This window comes from Candidatus Laterigemmans baculatus (genome assembly GCF_010367455.1).
Lineage (GTDB): Bacteria > Planctomycetota > Planctomycetia > Pirellulales > Pirellulaceae > Laterigemmans > Laterigemmans baculatus.
Window position 1 is genome coordinate 46118 of sequence record NZ_WRPR01000064.1, and the last position, 17831, is coordinate 63948.

Sequence of the window (17831 nt, forward strand, 5' to 3'; positions counted from 1 at the left end):
CGGGTTCCGGAGCGCTGCCGAACGGACCGAACTCGTAATTCAACGTCGCTACAGCGCAACATGTTCCCACGGCGCGAACCGGATCGGGCCCGAGGCTAGCGCCTACGGCTCAGGGACTTTGCCCGACGTCAGGGCGTCACACCAACTCTCGCAAGATCTCGATGCCGCGGCGGAGGGTTTCGTCGGAGGCGGCGTAGCTAATGCGGAAGTGCGTGTCTTGGCTGCTGAAGATGCCTCCGGGGATGACCAGCAGCCCGCGCGCGATGGCTCGCTCGACGAGCTCGGTTCCGGTCGTCCCTTCGGGGGCTTTGGGAAAGGCATAGAATGCGCCTCCCGGATGGACCAGTTCGTAGTAGCCGCGGAGCCCTTCGACGATCCGATCGCGTTTATCGCGGTAGGCGTCGCGGTAGGAAGACAGATCGACATCCATCGCTTCCAGGCCTGCCCACTGTGCCGGCTGCGGAGCGCAGACGAACGTGTACTGCTGGAGTTTGATCATCGTCTCGATCACTTCGGCCGGGCCGTGCACGTAGCCCACCCGCCAGCCGGTCATCGCGTGACTTTTGGAGAAGCCATCGATCACAATCGTGCGGGGGTTGAATTTCGCTGGGGAGACGAACGGTTGGTCGTACTGGAAGGAGCTGTAGATTTCGTCCGAGACCAGGGCGATCTCGTGCCGCTCAGCCAACTCGGCCAGCCCTCGGAGCTCGTCGTCGCTGGCCACGATCCCCGTCGGGTTGGCCGGGCTGTTGACGACGATCATCTTCGTGCGGGGCGTGATCGCCGCTTCGACACGTTCCAGGTCGATGCGAAAATCGGGATAGGTCGAGATCGGTACCGGAACGCCTCCGGCCAACGCGATCAGGCTCGGGTACATCACGAAGTAGGGATCGAAGTAGATCACCTCATCGCCGGGATTGACCAACGCCATCATCGCCAGCACCAATCCGCCGCTGGTCCCGCTCGAGACGAACACCTGGCGGTCCTCGTGCCCGTAGCGAGCCTCGATCTCCGCCTGCAGCCGTTCGCGGAGCGGCGCGATGCCCTGCGTCTGCGAGTAACCGTTGCGGCCTTCGTTGATCGCCTCGATGCAGGCCTGGCGAACCCGCTCGGGAACAGCAAAATCAGGCTGCCCGATCGAGAGGTTGATCGGGTCCTTCAGCTTGGCGGCCAAATCGAACACGCGGCGGATGCCGCTGCTGGTGAAGGCTTTGGTACGCTCGGCGATCCAGGGTCGGGGCATGACGGCTCAGGTGGGTTTGAAAAAGGACATCAGGCAATTCGGGCCTGGCTCTGTCAGAAAACTTGAACGACACCCTCCCCCCGGGAGGGTCGGGCTCTCGGGCCCGGGGAGGCTTGAATTGTGGCTCGGATCTGTCGTGTCGAAGCGGTGATTGCGTTTTCGGCCATCATCTCGCGGCACGAGGAGGCGATACAGTGGGCGTGCGAGCGGCTGGCCCTGCTGTGGGGACCGCTCCCGGTGGTCAGCCCGCCGATGCCGTTCGAGGCTTCCGAGTATTATGCAAACGAGATGGGATCGGGGCTGCGGAAAATCATGGTCGCTGCGGAGCGGCCGCGGGATCCGTCCGAGTTGGCCGACTGGAAAGTCGCCACCAACGCGCTGGAAGCCGACTATGCCGCTTTGAGCCCCGCGGCCGAACCACGACCGCTGAACCTCGACCCGGGCTACATCAGCCAATCGAAGCTGGTCTTGGCCACGGTCAAGGATCGCGATCATCGGTTGTATTTGCGGGAGGGGATCTTTGCCGAGGTGACGCTGCGGTACCTGCGGAGCGGCTGGACGGAAAATCCGTGGACCTACCCTGACTATCGGACCGATCCGGTAAAAACCTTCGCCAACCAAAATCGCCTGCGGCTGCGAGAATTTTTAAAGGCCGAGGACGGCTGGCGGCGGCGAGGATAGAACCACTTCCTACTCAGCGAAGCGGTACTCGTACTCGAAACCGGGTGAGGGCGGGGCAGGGGAAGGGGCAGGGGCAGGAGCGAATCGAGGACGGGTGGGGTCGCCTGGGTGAAATCACGCGTGCGTTGTCGAGTACGAGTACGAGTACCGCTTCGCTGAGTACGAGTACGAGTACGAGACAGATAGACAGACAGTAAAGGGAACTTCGCTTGGACGTTCAGACGGCGGTGTGGATGGTGCTGGTCACGGCGGTCCCCGCTGCGCTGATCGCTTGGGGATCGTTGTATGCGATCCGCCGTCGAGCGGATGCTTGGGGGTTGCTCGACCGCCCGGGGGCTCGCAAAGTCCACACGGTCCCGACGCCGCTCGGCGGTGGGATCGGCATCTGGCTGGGCGTGATTGGCGTGTTCGCTTTGGGAACGGCGGCGGTCGCGGTCGCGCGGCTGCAGCCGGAGCTGTTGGCCTGGCTTCCCGAGTCGCTGCGGATTCACATTCCGGGGCTGTGGTCGCGAGTCGAAGAGCTGTGGATTCTGCTCGGAGCCGCGAGCGTGCTGGCGGTGCTGGGGCTGGCCGACGACATCCGCGGCCTGCCTTGGCAATTGCGGCTCGGCTGCCAGTTCGCGGTGGCCGCCGTCACGGTGCTGGCCTTCGGCTATGGGCTGACAGCCTTCATTCCCGTCGCGATTGTCACCAGCGGGCTCTCGATCGTGTGGATCGTGGCGATGATCAACTCGTTCAACATGCTCGACAACATGGACGGGCTGAGCGGCGGCGTGGCGGCGATCATCGCGGCGACCCTCGCAGCGGTGATGTTCCTGACTCCCGACCCGGGGAGTGGTCGCCCGCAGCTGTTCATCGCAGCGTTTTTGATGATCGTCTGCGGGGCGCTGCTCGGGTTTCTGTGGCACAATCGCCCGCCGGCGCGAATCTTCATGGGAGACGCGGGAAGTTACTTTGTCGGCTTCCTGATCGCCGTCGCGACGCTACTGGCCACTTACGCAGGCTACCAGCAGAACCGTCCCCACGCGGTGCTGGCGCCGCTGTGCGCGATGGCCGTGCCGCTGTACGACATGACGACGGTGCTGTGGATTCGGATCCGTGAGGGGCGGAGTCCGTTTGAGGCGGACAAGAGCCACTTTTCGCATCGCCTGGTCGCTCTGGGCTTGAGCAAACCGCAAGCGGTCCTGACGATCTACTTGCTGACGGGCACCTGTGCGCTGGCCGCCTTGCTGCTCGGCCGCGTCGACTCGTGGGCCGCGCTGCTCGTGCTGGGGATCGTCGGCTGCATGCTCGCCCTGACGGTTATCCTGGAATCCACCGGATGGCGGCGCGATGCCTCCTAAACCTCGACGAACCGGTTCCCCCGCGCTGCCCAGCAGCCCAGCGGCCGCTCGGTCGACGGCCAGCTGGAGCTCTGCGTCCGGCCGAACTGCGGTGGCCAGCTGGATTGCCGCAGCAGGACTGGCCGGGCTGCTGGTCGTCGTGCTGCTCGTACCGTCGGACAGCATCGAGGTAGAGCAGGGGGGGGCGCTGCCGCTCGTGCCGCTGGCGGTGCTCGCCTGGGCCGCCGCCGCGCTGAGCGTTTCGGATCACTCCGCATCGGCTCGCACCTTTCGCAGCGAGCGGATCCTCCACGGCTTGGTTTGGGTCTTGGCCGGTTGGATCGCGATTGCAGCCGTCGCGGTCGCGGACGTTGGCAATCTCCGTCAGGCGGTGAATGAAGCATGGTGGTGGATCGTCGCCGCGGCCACGTTCACTGCGGCCCGCTGGAGCTTGACCAGCCGCCATGGATCGCTCGCATCGATCGTGCTTCTAGTCTCCTTGGCGAGCGGCTTGGCAGTCCAGGCGGCCCATCAGCAGTGGGTCACGCTGCCCGCCGACCGCGCGGCGTACGAAGCGGATCCGGAGGGAGCGTTGCAGGAGATCGGGCTGTTCGCTCCACCCGGTTCCCCCGAGCGAGCGCTGTTTGAGAGCCGGTTGTATGGAGGCGGACCGACAGCCACGTTTGCGTTGACCAACTCGCTCGCCGCCGTGCTGCTGATCGGAATCGTGTTAGCCGGCGGGATTTTGAGCGAGGCTGTGCGGTCGCGGCGCGGCGAGTCAGAGGGAGCCCAGCGGTGGCGGGTCGGAGGAGCCGCGGCCGTCGCTGCCCTGCTGTGCGGAATCGCCCTGCTGTGGACTGAAAGCCGCTCGGCATTCGTTGGCTTGGCGGTCGCGGGGGGATTCGCCGCGGTGGTTTGGTGCTGCCGCTGGCGTTCGCTCTCGAAACCAATGCTCGTTGGCGTTGCGGCCGCGGCGGTTGTGGTGGGACTCGGGATCCTGTCACTCCTGCTCCGGCCGGGGCTGCTCGCCGGTGCACCTCGGTCGCTGCGGTATCGCTTCGAGTACTGGCAAGCGACGCTCGACTTGGTCGCCGATCATCCCTGGTTTGGCGCAGGACCCGGCAATTTCCAGGAGCGGTACGTCACGTATCGGCTGGATCAGGCGAGCGAGGCGGTCGCGGACCCGCATAACTGGCTGGTCGAGACGCTCGCCACCGGTGGCGTTCCGGCGCTGGTTCTGTTGCTCGCGACGATCGGCGTAGGATTGAAGATCGCCGCTGGGCGACGCCGGCCCGTGTTGCACGACGCCGCTCCCGCGCCGCGGTGGGCGATGTCCGCCGGAGCGGTGCTCGGTTTTATGGGAGTGCTGCTGGCGTGGATCTCGCAGGCCTATCTACCGAACTTCGACGCGCTCCTGCTGTCGCTGATCGTGGTGGTGGCGGTGTCGTTGACCCTCTATCCACTGGTGGCGTGGGGCTCATCGCTGAGCGAGCCCAACGGCGGCCGGATCGCGGCAGCAGCGGCGGTGGCGGTCGCCGTGCACTTGCTCGCTGCCGGTGGGTGGACCGTTCCTGGAGTCGCAGCTCCATGGTTGGTCCTCCTGGCGATCGCCCTCGGCCCGCCAGCGGCTGGGAGTGCCGAATTGCCGCCTGCCGGTGCAGCGAGGTTCGGCCAGCCGCGGTGGAGAGGGGCTTGGGTCGGCGGCGTGGCGGTGGTGCTGCTCGGCGCGTGGTGGGGGACAGCGTGGCTGCCGGTGCAGCGAGCCGCGGAGCATCTCGAGCAGGGCGACTTCGCGATCGCAACGGGTCGCTCGCAAATCGCCGCCGCAGCCTACCAGGACGCCGCGGAGGCCGACCCATGGAATCCCCTGCCGCTGATCCGCCGAGCCGATGTGTTTCGCTGGGCGATCGTCCGCCAAGCCGACTCGCCCGCCACCCGCGACCAGTGGAGCAAGGCTTGGGAGGGAGCGATCGCCCGCAATCCGGCGGCGGCCGGACTGTGGCTGAATCGCGCCGTGCATCGACTCCACTTCTTCCAGCGATGGGGGGACCGCGACGATCTGGAAGAGGCTCGGCAGGATCTGCTAGCGGCAGTCGCCCGCGACCGGAGCAACGTCACGATCGCCGCCCAATTGGCCGTCGTCGAAGCCGCTCTGGAGAATCGCGAGGCGGCTGAAACGTGGCAAGCGCGAGCCGAGACACTGGCCGCGGCCGGAGACCACGCCGATCGGCAACTCTCGGTCGTCCAGGTGCTGCCAGCCGAATCGATCGGCGAGCGAGCCGAACCGGGAGCCTGGCGCGTCGCCGCCGCCGAGCGTCTGGGGGGTAGCCACAGAGAGCACCGAGGGCACGGAGACGGGGGAGGGTGAGGTCGATGGCCGTGGTTAGCCGAGGCACGCCGCGTGCGAACCGGGGGCGATGGCTCGGCGTATGATCCTCGCGGGGCGGGGCGGGAAGCGAAAATGGCTCGCTGCGGTAGCCCTTTGCGGCGGCCGGCAGCCATAATCGAGTGAACAACACAGAGCGAGTCTTCGATTTCCCCCGGGAGGTTTCATCCGTTGAAAGCCGCAATCCTCTTTCCTCTGCTCGCTCTGGTCGCTGGTTCCGCCATCGGTGCCACGCTGGCCTATCAGCAGTACGCTCGGCCGACGGGTGTGCTGGGTCCATTCTCGTCCGCCGAGCCGATGTCGGCCGCGGAAGTGGATGCTTACCTGGCTTCGCTCCGGGTGGATGGGGTGCCGAAGCTCGAGATCGTGGGGGGACCCGAGTACAACTTTGGGATCATGCGGCGGCACGCCCAGTCGACCCACGCGTTCGAAATCCGGAACGTGGGGACCGCTCCGCTGGAAATGGCGGTGACCGGGTCGACTTGCAAATGCACCGTCGGCAAACTCGAGCAGCGGTCGCTCGAGCCGGGCGAGTCGACGCAGGTCAAACTCGAATGGACCGCCAAGACCGACGCTCGGACCTTCAGCCAATCGGCGACGCTGCAGACGAACGATCCCGAGGCGGGCGAACTGAAACTGCTCGTCGAAGGAACGGTGGTGGACCTCGTCGACGCCGAACCGCGGATGTGGGACTTGGGGGATGTGGAGGCGAGCGAACCGCTCCAGCTGCGGACCACCCTCTTCAACCATGCTGAGGAGCCGATGGAGGTCGTCGACGTGCACTGGGTCGAGGAGGCTTTCAACCAGCGCAGCGAAATCGAAGTCACTCAGCGGCCGGTCGACGCGGCGACCGACGGAGCCCACAGCGAGGCTCTCGAAGCATTTGACGTGGCAATCCAGATCGCTCCCGGAACCACTCAGGGGACGCTCAACCGGACGCTGCGGATCAACTATCGGAACGTCGGTTCGGAGGAGAATCACCCGCCGCTGGAGCTCGTTCTCAATGCTCGCATCGTCGGTGCGATCAGCTTGCTCGGCGGCTCGCAGTTGGACGGACACGAGACCGGCAAATACCTCTTGCGGATGGGGCAGAGTGCACTCGGCAAAGGAAGCCGCGAGAAGATTCACGTCGTGCTGCGAGGCCCCCATCAGGATTCGGCAAAGCTCCAAATCGGGCAGGTAGAGCCAAGCGACGCGCTCGAGGCCGAGCTCGGTGAACCGCTCAAGCGTGGCTCGATGACGCTGATTCCGCTGGAGGTCCGCGTCCGCGAAGAGGCCCCCGAGATGGAGCGGACCGGGAAAACCAAAGACGACTACGGATTGATAGTCATCGAGTCCGATAATCCTAAAATCGCTCCAGTCCGCATGGCAGTGACATTCCGCGTGGGGATGCCGCTGCGGGACTGAGTCGCGAGTCTGAGTCCTGAGAGCAGCCGTTACCGCGGATTCCCGCAGAGCGCGAGTGGAAAGATGCGTATTCGTGTGAGCCGTCGATCGTCGACCCCGTCCCGAAACACGCGCCGGCTCGCCGCGGGCTTTCTGCTCGGAGCCGTGGCGCTCGGAACGGTCTCGCTCGGAACGCTCGGCTGCCGCCCGGCGGCGGAGCCCGAACCGAACGAAAGCGAGCTGGCCGTCGCTCCCCCGGAAGTCGACGTCGACGATTCCGAGCCAACGCCGATCCGCCTCGAGGCCGACGCGGCCCAGCCGACCGCCGAAGCCGTTGCGAACAATCCTCCCGCCAGCTCGGCTCCCGCCAGCTCGACTCCCGCCAGCTCGACTCCCGCGGCTCCGGCTGGGGACCGTGCCACGGGGGACGAAATTGTCGGCGGCGGCAGCGCTCCGGAGGATTGGCGGAAGTGGCCCAAGCCCGAAGGCGTGCTGGTGATCAGCGGCCAGCAACACGGCTATATCGAACCGTGCGGCTGCACGGGGCTGAAGAACCAGAAGGGCGGGCTGGCGCGGCGGGCGACGCTGCTCAAGCAGATTCGCGAGCTCGGCTGGGAAACCATCCCGGTCGACGCCGGCAACCAAGTCCGCCGCTCGGGTCGTCAAGCGGCGATCAAGTTTCAAACCACCGTCAAAGGGCTGGCGGAACTCGATTACAAGGCGATCGGCTTTGGACCGGACGACCTGCGGCTCGGAGCCAGTGAACTGCTGAGCGTCGCAGCCGCGGATGAGGACAACCCCAGCCGGTTCGCTTCGGCAAACGTCGAGTTGCTGGCCCCCGAACTGGTACCGCTGGTGCAGCAGACCGAGGCGGGCGGCCGGCAGATCGGCGTCACGACGGCGCTGCATCCTGAAACCCTCGACTCCCCGGTCGACGATGCAATCCTGATCGGCGAGCTCCACGCGCGGCTGAGCGAGACGCTCACGCAGCTTCGCGAGGAAGGGAGCGAATTCAATGTGCTGCTGCTGTTCGGCGACGCCAAGGCCGCCCAGCAAGTTGCTCGCGAGGTCCCTGGCTACGACTTGATCGTGGCGGCGGCCACCTACGGCGAACCGACCTATCAGGCCGAACGGATCGAAGGGACCGACAGCCGCTTGGTGCTGACCGGCGACAAGGGTATGTACGTCGGCTTGGTGGGGCTCTACGACGGCCAGCTCCGCTACGCCCGAGTGGCCCTGGACAGCCAGTTCGAGGACGCTCCGGAAATGCTCCAGCTGATGGCGGAGTACCAGGAGCAACTCAAGGCACTCGGCCTCGAGGGGCTGCAGGTGCGGCCGATCGCTCATCCCTCGGGAAGGAAATACGTCGGGACCGAGACTTGTGGCGAGTGCCATACGACGGCCTATGAAATCTGGCAGGGGACGCCGCACGCCGAAGCGACCGAGGATATCGTCCATCCAGGAGAACGGAGCGAGATTCCGCGGCACTTCGATCCCGAGTGCCTCAGCTGCCACGTGACCGGCTGGAACCCGCAGAGCTACTACCCGTACGAGAGCGGCTATCTGTCGCTTGAAGAGACGCCCCTGATGACCGGCAGCGGCTGTGAGAACTGCCATGGTCCAGGCTCCGCCCACGTCGCCGCCGAACGGGGCGAGACGGATGCGACTAGCGAAATGATCGCCGAGCTGCGGGAGTCGATGCGGCTGCCGCTCGAAGACGCCCGCGAGAAGTGCATGGAGTGCCACGATCTGGACAACAGCCCCGACTTCCACCAACCCGGGGCGTTCGACGAGTACTGGTCCCAGATCGAACACTACGGGCTGGACTGAGCCGCAGGCTCGTCCACTTTCTCGTACTCAGCGAAGCGGTACTCGTACTCAGCGAAGCGGTACTCGTACTCAGCGAAGCGGTACTCGTACTCGATGACCAAAGACGGGGCAGGCTTGGAGCCCAACGCGGCGTTCGATTCGAGTACGAGTACCGCTGCGCTGAGTACGAGTACGAGTACGAAAGCGAGTACGAGTACGAGTACGAAAGCGAGTCTCACCCCGCGTTGATTTCGGCCATCACGTCGGCGGGGATATCGAGGTTGGTGAAGACGTTTTGGACGTCGTCGTGATCGTCGAGCGCCTCGAGTAGCCGCAGCACCGAGCGGGCGGTTCCGCCGTCGACTTCGACCGTCGTTTGCGGGATTCGCGTCACTTCGCTGACTTCGGCTTCGAGCCCCGCCGCGGTGAACGCCTCGGCCAATTCCGCGTAGGTGTCGGGAGGGCAGGTGACCTGCAGCTTATCGCCGTCGATTTTCTGCACGTCTTCGCCGCCGTTTTCCAGGGCGATCAACGTCAGCTGCTCTTCGTCGACTTCCGGCGGGAAGACGAACATTCCCTTGCGGTCGAACAGGTACGCGACGCAGCCGGTAGCTCCGAGATTGCCTCCGAACTTGGAGAACAGGGTCCGCATCTCGGGGGCGGTGCGGTTGCGGTTATCGGTCATGATCTCGCACATCACTGCGACGCCGCCGGGGCCGTAGCCTTCGTAGAGGATTTCCTCGAGGTTTCCTCCTTCGAGCTCGCCGGTCCCGCGTTTGATGGCCCGCTCGATGTTGTCTTTGGGCATGCTGACCGACTTGGCGTCGTCGATCGCCTTGCGAAGGCGAATATTGGCATCGGGATCGCCGCCGCCCATTTTGGCCGCGATGATGATCGCCTTGCTGAGCTTACTCCAGAGTTTGCCCCGCTTGTTGTCGATCAGCGCTTTCTTGTGCTTGATCCCAGCCCAGTGGGAATGGCCTGCCATCGGAGGTGCCTCGAACTCGAAAGACCTAAATCAGTGGTAAGCGCGTGTTTCGATAAGGGTTCCAAAGCGTCACCCTCCCCCCGGGAGGGTAATATTTTGACGCGCCGTTTCTCCTTCTGGCGACCTTTCCCTCCGGGCTTTTCACCATCCCCGGGGTCAGTCTCTCAGGGCCGGGGAGGGTAAGAAAGGTTCAGCGGGGCTTGCGTCGGGCGAGCGGCTTACCGGTGATTTTACCGGCCGGCCGACCGGCATTCGACGGGCTCGACTTAGTGCTGCGTTTCTTCTTGGGAGCCTCGGAGGCCGATTTCGCTTTCTCGGCCGTCTGCTCGGTCCCGCCGGAGGGCTCCGAACTCTCGGCCGCACCGTCGTTTGCCGCTTCGGCAGGGGCTTGCTTGTCCGCCGCTTTCTTTTTGTCCGCCTTGCCCTTGGACGTTTTGCTCGCCGCCTTGGCTCCCCCTTTGCCGCTTGAATTTTTCGCTTCGAGCGCCGCTTCGGCTTCGGCCGCTTCCTCGTCGGCCTTCTTTGCTTTGGCCTTGGCCACTCGGCGCTTCTTTACCGCGGCGACGTGGTCGGCCACCTTCTGATCGAGGTCGGGGTTCAGAGCCAGCACGATGCCGCGGGCGGTCTCATCGTTCTGGTCCATGTTCAGGGCCACCGCCGCCTGGTGCAGCAGCGACGAAAACTCGAGGCCTTTGTTTTTGGGAATCGCCCGCTCGAGCCCCGTCACCTTGCCGCTCTTCAGCTCGTTCTCGCTGATCATGTCGGAGAGCCAGAAGAACCGCAGGGCGGCCGAGTCGAGCGGAATTGCGTGCCCGCCGAGGCCATGCTGCGTGACGTAGGCCAGCACGAAGGGAGTCATCGCCGGCAGCTGCTCAAATTTCTGCAGCGCCTTGCCGAGGTTCTGCTTTTTGAGCTCGTCGATGTCGAACGTGTAGACCGTCTCGAAGAGCCCGTGCAGGTTCTTCTTCAAGCGGATCGCAGCGGCGGTCGGATCGGGCAAATGACCGAGGACTTCGGCCAATTCAGTGATCGTGGTGACGCGGACCTCGTTCCAATCGAAGTAGTCCTGCTCGAGCTTCGCCAGCGCCTCGTCGGCCAGCTCATAGGGAGCGTTCTCGAGCAGGCAGCCATACAACAGATGCTCGATCAACGGCCGCTCCTCGGTCGTCATCGTTGGCTTGTAGGCTTTTTTGAGAAGCGTGTGGAGTTTGGCGATGCGCGCTGCGCGGTTGGATGCGGTCATTGCAAAGGGGCTAAGCGGCGGATGGCTGGAGCGGCTCAATCAGGAGCGGAAATCATCTTCATCAGGCATTTCGGGCGTCGCCGAAGCGTCGAACGGTGCGGCGTTGCTTGCGTCGCTCGCCTCTTCGTCACTCGATTCTTCGTCGCTCGCCGAAGAGCGTTCGGCCTCTTTCTCGCGGCGGATCCGGGCCAGGATCTCTCCCACGGCGGCAGCATTCTTGAGCCCCTTGTCCAGCACGAACGTCAGCCGCGGGGTGTAGCGGGTCTCGATCCGGTTGGCGATCTTCGACTGCAGGAAGCCGGCCGAATTCTGCAGCCCCCGCACCGAGAGTTGCTGCTGCGTCTCGTCCCCCATCACGCTGACCATCACCTTGGCCTCGCGCATGTCGGGGCTGACCTCAACCCCGACGACGGTGACGTCGCGGATACGAGGATCGCGAATCTCGGTCAGGATGGCCGAAGCCACGACTTCGCGGATGGCTTCGGCGGCTTTCAGAGTGCGGCGGCTAGACACAGAAATCGGTCAACAAAAGGCGGTCTGCCGCGGCTCCGCTAGTGGAGACCGCGGCGGTGGGTGGGAGTAGCGAGAACGATCAATCCAGCGTGCGGGCGACTTCCTGGATCTTGTAAGCTTCCAACACGTCGTCCTGCCGGATGTCGTTGAAGCCGGCCAACTTGATGCCGCACTCGAGGCCCCGCGGAACCTCTTTGACGTCTTCCTTGACGCGCCGCACCGATTCCATGGCGTAATCGCCAATCGTGCGGCCGTCGCGGTTGACGCGGATCCGGCAGCCACGTTCGATCACGCCTTGGGCAACGTAGCAACCGGCGATCGTGCCGCTGCGGCTGACCTGGAAGACCTGTTTGACCAGGGCCCGTCCGAGTTCGACGACCCGCTCTTCGGGCCGCAGCCGTCCCTCGAGGATCGCCTTGAGATCGTCGGTCATCTGGTAGATGACGCTGTAGCGACGGATCTCGACGCCCCGCTGGTCGGCGAGCGACCGAGCCGCTTCATCGGGAATGACGTTGAAGCCCAGGATCACCGCATCGGAAGCCGAAGCGAGCGTGACGTCGGCCACGGTGATTCCACCGACAGCCCGTTGCAGGACGCGGATCGAAACCTCCGGGTGCGCGAGCTTCTCCAGCTCCTTGTCGATCGCCTGCAGCGAACCGCGGACGTCGGCCCGGATGATCAAGTTCAAGCGAACGACATCCTCTTGCTGACCCAAGCGGCCTTCCTCGACGAGCGACTGGAAGCGTTCGAAGGAGACCTTGGTGGTCGAGCCCGAGAGACTCTGGGCCCGACTGCTGTCGGCACGGCTGGCGGCGATCTCGCGAGCCTGGCCGATATCCGACAGCACGTGGAAGCGGTCGCCCGCGTCCGGCGGCTGGTCCAGACCGAACAGGTTCACCGGCGTGCTCGGACCGGCTTCCTTGATCGTCCGGTTGTTCAGCGTATCGCGCATCGCACGCACGCGTCCGTGGGCCGCTCCGCAGACGACCACGTCGCCGACTCGGAGCGTTCCGTTTTGGACGACCACTTTGGCGATCACGCCGCGGTCACCCTGCTGCTCCGATTCGATGCACACGCCGTAGGCCGTGCGGTCGGGATTGGCCCGGTACTCGTTGAGCTCGGCGATCGCCAGCAGCGTCTCGAGCAGCTCATCGAGCCCTTCGCCGGTGATCGCGCTGGTGCGGACGATTTCGACATCGCCACCCCACTCGCTCGGCGTCAGCCCGTGCTCGGTCATCTGCGTCATCACGCGTGTTGGGTCGGCACCTTCAAGGTCGATCTTGTTCATCGCGACGACGATCGGCACGCCGGCCGCCTTGATGTGGCTGATCGCCTCTTCGGTCTGCGGCATGATCCCGTCATCGGCGGCGATCACCAGCACGGCGACGTCGGTGACGTTCGCACCGCGGGCCCGCATCTCGGTAAACGCTTCGTGACCCGGGGTGTCGACGAAGGTGACTTTCTGGTCGTCCTTGTCGATCTGGTAGGCCCGGATGTGCTGGGTGATGCCACCCGCCTCGCCCTTGGCCACGTCGATTCCCACGAGCTTGTCGAGCAGGCTCGTTTTGCCGTGGTCGACGTGACCGAGGAAGGTCACGATCGGAGGCCGAGCGAGGAGTTGCTCTTCGCTGTCCTCGGTCTCTTCGATTCCCGAAATCAGCTCTTCTTCGAGCGACTCGGGGGTCTTGAGTTCGATGTCGAGGTCCATTTCCGCGGCGATCAGTTCCGCCGTTTCCTGATCAATCGTGGCGTTGATGTTGACCATCACGCCCATCCCCATCAGAACCCGCAGGACCTGAGCGACCGGCACGCCGGCGGCTTCACAGAAGCTCCGCAACGTGCAGGGGAGTTCGACCTGGACCTTTTCCTTACGGGGCGCGGCCGTGTTGGTCCCCTTGCGGGTCAGGGTCCGCCGGCGGCGACCATCGCCTTGGTGCAGCGAACGTTCGATGTCCTGCCGCTGATTGGCGCGTCGCCGCCCCTTGCCGCGGACCGCTCGGGCGCTGGCCATGCCGGCCAAGCCCTTCTTGCCCTTTTCTTCTTCGTCGCGGCCTTCCCGGCCAACCACCGCTCCACGGCCACGACCTTTCTCGCCCCCGGTAAACGAGGACAAGCCTCCCTTGCCAGAGGACGGGGCCGCCTTCTCCTTCTCTTGCTGCTGCAGCGCCTCGAGCGGAGCTTTCATGCCCTGCTTGTGACCCGCGATGACGTCTTTGCTGAGCCGGATCTCGGGCTTCTGAGCGGCCGGCTCGCCAGCGGCCGGTTTCGACGGCGTCGGCTGCTTGGCCGCGGGCAGTGCGGCGAGGTTGATCACCGGCGTGCGGCTCTTCGGTTTGTTTCCGCCACCTTCCCGCGACCCTCCACCGCCGCCGCCACCGCTGCGGCCGAGGACGCGCATCTTGCCACCCGAGGTGAACGAACCACCGCGAAGGGGGCCGCGGGTGATCGAAGCCGGGCTGGTGTCGGGCATCGACGGCTTCTGCGGCGCGTCGCTCGGTTTCTTCGCAGCCGGAGCCGCGGCCGATTCCCCTCCTTCGGACTTGCCACCGGCGTCTTTCGCCGCGTCGCTCGGTGCCGCCTCGGCCTTCGCACTCTCGGTTTGCTTCTCCGCGGCCGCGGCTTTCGGCTCAGCCGCCTCAGCAGCCGGCGCACTGGCCGCCGAAGTTCCTGCATCGGCCTTCGGGGGAGCCGCTTCGCCAGCTTTGACGGTTTCCGCTGCAGTGTCGGCGGCCGGTGCCTTGGGCTTTTCTTCTGCCGCGGCCGTTTCGGCTGCTTCGGCCTCCGACTCGGCCGAGCGAGAGGCTCCGCCGCGGAGAGCTGCGGAACGCAAGCTGATGGGCGTGTTCGCGCGGCGAACCGCATCGCCAGGGCGAGCGCTGCGGCTCGGCACAATGCTGGCGGGTTTCTTGGCCATCGGTGCAACCGGAGCCGGCTTGGTGTCGGCAACGGCGACGGCAGATGCCTGCTTCTTCTGGGCAGCAGCGGCCAAATGATCCTTGACCCGCTGGACTTCGTCGTCGTCCAAGCTGGCCAATGCGGAACCCTTGCCGGTCAATCCGACCTTTTTGCAGATCTCCGCGAGATCCTTACTGTCGACTTTCAGTTCTTTAGCGAGCGCGTAAATGCGTACGGGCACGGGGCAGCAATCCTGTGGATATATCAAAAGGGTGGCGTGCCATGTTTCGCGGCCGGAAATACGGCCGGCGGACACGCGGGCAATTTAGTTCACATAAGCGACAATTCCTCCGTCCACTGGCCGCCGCGGCAACCCAGTGGAAGACATCACAAGCGACGGGTCCGCCTCCCCCTCCGCGGGAGAGCAGGGCCAGTCGCGAAAAACGTCACACGCTATCACGTGTAATGTCGGCAGAAACGTCCGTCTTAGCATTGTCCGCAGACTCTGCCGAATCGACAACCGCATCCTCTCGGCCCACCGTTTCCTCTTCACCCTCCGCTCCTTCGCGGCCAGCCGCCTCGGGGTCTCCGGCCGCCTCGGGGTCTCCGGCCGCCTCGCCGCTCGCTTCACCCTCGCTGGCAACTTCGCCCTCGCTGGCAACTTCGCCAGCAGCGGGCTCTTCGCTGGCTGCGGGCTCTTCGCTGGCTGCCTCTTCCGCAGCCGCATCGGTGAGGGACGACTCTTCCTCGGCGTCGCGACCCTGCCGTTCCCGGTCGCGGCGGACGCGGCGTTCCTCGGCGGCAGCCACTTCGGCCTCTTCCGCCTTCAGCTCCGCCTCTTCGACGATCCGGTTGACTTGCTCTTCACTGAGCCCACCGAGTTCCATCAGGGCTTCGGGCTCGATCACCGACAGGTCGTCGTAGGAGAGATAACCCTGCTCGACCAATCGCTGCGCGAGCTCTTCATCGACGCCTTCGATCTCGCTGTAGGCAGCCACGGCCCGCTCGATTTGCTCCTCGAGCTCGTCGGCGGTCATGATCTCGATGTCCCACCCGCAGAGCTTGCTGGCCAGGCGAACGTTTTGGCCGCGGCGACCGATCGCAAGCGAGAGCTGATCCTCTTGCACCAGCACGATGGCCCGGCCGATCAAGTCGCACAGCAAGACCTGTTCGACCGCGGCGGGCTGCAGGGCGTTGGGGATCAGAACTTGCGGATCATCGCTGAACCGCACGACGTCGATGTGCTCGCCCGCCAACTCCTCGCGGACCGCTTTGATGCGGCTGCCGCGGAAACCGACGCACACGGCGATCGGGTCGACCTGAGCGTCGATGCTGCTGACGGCGACTTTGCTGCGGTAGCCCGGCTCGCGGCTGATCGAGTTGATCTCGATGACGCCGTCGGCCAGCTCCGGAATTTCCTGCTCGAACAACCGCTGCACGAGCTGCGGGCGATTGCGGCTGAGCACCACTCGCACGCGGTTCCCGGCCGCCCGGACTTCATACACGACCGCCCGGATCCGCTCGTTGGCGTGCAGCGACTCGCCGGGGATCTGCTCGCTGCGGGGCAGGATCGCTTCGACGTTGCCGAGCTGGACCGTGGCCACGCCGCCATCGGCCCGCCCGATCTGGCCGCTGACCATCTGGCCGATCTGGTCGCGGTACTCCACCATCAACGCGTCGCGTTCGGCTTCGCGGACTTTCTGAATGATGACCTGCTTGGCGGTCTGAGCACCGATGCGACCAATCTGGTCTTCGCCCAATTCCTGGCCGTCGAGGACCGCAAAAGTACGGCCGGTCGAGCGGTCGAGCTGGACCACAATGTCGGCGTCTTCACCATATTGCCGCTTCGCGGCGGTCTGCAGCGCCGCCTCGATCGCGGAGAACACGATCTCTTTATCGATGTTCTTCTCGCGATGGAGCGAGTCGACGTAGCGCAGAATATCTTGCGGATTCATGCCGGGACGTGGGGCCGGAACGGGTATAAAACAGGGCCCGGATGTAAACACCCGGGCCCGGCGTTTGATCAGTCGGGGGTCCGAGTAAAACTATCGGCCATCCCGAAGGGTGTCAACCAAGCCGCCTCACCAGACGGTTTCGAGCGGCATCGGCGGACGAAGCGGAACAACCGCTTCAGCCTCAAAAACCCCTGCGGACGGGACAGCTACCCGCACGCGAAGGACTCCCCACAGCGGACCCCAGTGCGGCGGACCCCAGTGGGGATGATTCGGCCCTGCTGCCGAACGCCTCCCCCAAGCCGCGTCCGGCCCGTTCCGCCGCAGCGGGAGCCGGAGCGTTGCACAGCCCTGGCCGTCGGTCGCCACGCGTCCGCTCCACCGCAGACGCTCCTCCGCCAGCAGCTCGAAAGAAGTAAGATCGGCCGACGGCACCTGCGGCGTCAGCTCAAATGTGGCAGTGCCTCGAATCCGCACCGGTTGCCCCGCCGCATCGAACAGAGCGACCGTCGCCAACCAGCCATCGGGCTCGGCGTCCGCGTCCCAATTGGCCGGCTCCGCTTCGAGCACGGCGAGCGCCGCGCGGGATCGCTGCACCTCGACGAAAACCGGTGGATTGGAGACGCGCTCGGCAGCCGCCGCCGCGGAGGCAACGATCGTGATCCACCCGAGGCTGAGCAGTCCAGCCACGCAAAGCAGCCCCATCGAGCGGGCGCAGCCGACCACGGCCGCTTGGCGAGGGGTCGAGAACGAAGTGGGCAGCGGCATGGGGCAGGGGACTCCGAGGGGAGGATCAGGGCGGCCGACGAGGCCCTTCTTCCTCCACGCATGCTGCGGACCACCACCCGCAGCCCCCCTGCAGCCGTTCCTCTGCGGCACCCGCCGCGGCACGGCCGCACTCCTCCGGCTGCCCCGCGGGCGGCGCGTCGCACCCGCGGCGACTGACCACCTCGGGCGGCGATACGGTGCTCAAAAGGCCGCTTTTTCAAGAGGAAACGGAGCACGCCGGGGAGCGGGACTATCGGTCGGCTGCGGCTGCCATCGATCGCCGCCGGCTCTCAGGCAAAGCGTCCACTTTCCCCGCGGCGGTACTCGGAAGTGCGAAGGTGGGGCGTTGCCCTTTCGCCTCGCCTGATGCCGTTCCGCACCAGCCGTTGCCAAGACGCATCGCTTCCGACTCTTCCTTTCGGTTGGATCTCCGTTGAGCCGTAGGCGCTAGCCTCGGGCCGGTCCGCGGCAGGGGCGATCCGCTCGGCAGCGCTGCGGTACCCGCGGCTAGGCGCTGTCAGAAAACCGCTCTTCCCCATCACCCTCCCCCCGGGAGGTCGTGCAGTTTTTAGCCCCCTCTCCCCCGAAGGGAATCGCGGCAATCGCTCGACCTTCACCCCCGAACATTTTCGCGATTCTCTTTGG

The 17831-nt window shown here is 65.3% G+C and carries 13 protein-coding genes; 5 read left to right on the forward strand and 8 right to left on the reverse strand.

The genetic code is table 11. The features are described 5' to 3' along the window. Positions 1–136: 136 nt before the first annotated feature. The gene (locus GNK13_RS13405; protein ID WP_164103049.1) at positions 137–1243 is read right to left on the reverse strand and encodes a pyridoxal phosphate-dependent aminotransferase; all 1107 of its coding nucleotides are present in this window, start codon (positions 1241–1243) and stop codon (positions 137–139) included. Positions 1244–1363: 120 nt separating this feature from the next. Here GNK13_RS13405 and GNK13_RS13410 point away from each other — a divergent pair, with 120 nt between their 5' ends. The 5 genes from GNK13_RS13410 (at position 1364) to GNK13_RS13430 (ending at position 8848) form a co-directional block, all read left to right on the forward strand. Then, positions 1364–1924 (forward strand): DUF4416 family protein, encoded by a 561-nt coding sequence (locus GNK13_RS13410; protein ID WP_164103051.1) that lies wholly within the window; start codon positions 1364–1366, stop codon positions 1922–1924. Between the two features lie 209 nt (positions 1925–2133). Continuing rightward, on the forward strand, positions 2134–3267 hold the full coding sequence (locus GNK13_RS13415; RefSeq protein WP_315852988.1) for a glycosyltransferase family 4 protein: 1134 nt from the start codon (positions 2134–2136) through the stop codon (positions 3265–3267). Between the two features lie 91 nt (positions 3268–3358). Beyond that, entirely contained in the window at positions 3359–5614 is a 2256-nt protein-coding gene (locus GNK13_RS13420) for an O-antigen ligase family protein (RefSeq protein WP_164103052.1), read from the forward strand. 189 nt (positions 5615–5803) lie between these two features. After that, positions 5804–7039 (forward strand): DUF1573 domain-containing protein, encoded by a 1236-nt coding sequence (locus GNK13_RS13425; RefSeq protein WP_164103054.1) that lies wholly within the window; start codon positions 5804–5806, stop codon positions 7037–7039. Positions 7040–7102: 63 nt separating this feature from the next. Next, on the forward strand, positions 7103–8848 hold the full coding sequence (locus tag GNK13_RS13430; RefSeq protein ID WP_164103055.1) for a multiheme c-type cytochrome: 1746 nt from the start codon (positions 7103–7105) through the stop codon (positions 8846–8848). On the opposite strand, the gene GNK13_RS13435 is transcribed toward GNK13_RS13430, so the two are convergent. The 7 genes from GNK13_RS13435 to GNK13_RS13465 all read right to left on the reverse strand — a co-directional run bounded on the left by GNK13_RS13435 (position 8833) and on the right by GNK13_RS13465 (position 17186). Continuing rightward, the gene (locus GNK13_RS13435) at positions 8833–8973 is read right to left on the reverse strand and encodes a hypothetical protein (RefSeq protein ID WP_164103056.1); all 141 of its coding nucleotides are present in this window, start codon (positions 8971–8973) and stop codon (positions 8833–8835) included. The two genes, GNK13_RS13430 and GNK13_RS13435, sit on opposite strands and share 16 nt — an antisense overlap. 89 nt (positions 8974–9062) lie before the next feature. Further along, positions 9063–9815 carry a YebC/PmpR family DNA-binding transcriptional regulator gene (locus GNK13_RS13440; protein WP_164103058.1) on the reverse strand — a complete coding sequence of 251 codons (753 nt, stop codon included), beginning with the start codon at positions 9813–9815 and terminating at the stop codon, positions 9063–9065. Between the two features lie 190 nt (positions 9816–10005). Continuing rightward, entirely contained in the window at positions 10006–11058 is a 1053-nt protein-coding gene (locus GNK13_RS13445) for a hypothetical protein (RefSeq protein ID WP_164103059.1), read from the reverse strand. Between the two features lie 39 nt (positions 11059–11097). Beyond that, positions 11098–11571 (reverse strand): 30S ribosome-binding factor RbfA, encoded by a 474-nt coding sequence (gene rbfA / locus GNK13_RS13450; protein ID WP_164103060.1) that lies wholly within the window; start codon positions 11569–11571, stop codon positions 11098–11100. 79 nt (positions 11572–11650) lie between these two features. Further along, entirely contained in the window at positions 11651–14707 is a 3057-nt protein-coding gene (gene infB, locus GNK13_RS13455) for a translation initiation factor IF-2 (RefSeq protein WP_164103062.1), read from the reverse strand. Positions 14708–14912: 205 nt separating this feature from the next. Further along, a complete protein-coding gene (gene nusA / locus GNK13_RS13460; RefSeq protein ID WP_164103063.1) occupies positions 14913–16421 on the reverse strand; it encodes a transcription termination factor NusA in 1509 nt (502 codons plus the stop codon). A 126-nt stretch (positions 16422–16547) separates the two neighbouring features. Continuing rightward, positions 16548–17186, reverse strand: a complete 639-nt coding sequence (locus GNK13_RS13465; RefSeq protein ID WP_164103065.1) for a hypothetical protein — start codon at positions 17184–17186, stop codon at positions 16548–16550. Positions 17187–17831: the final 645 nt, after the last annotated feature.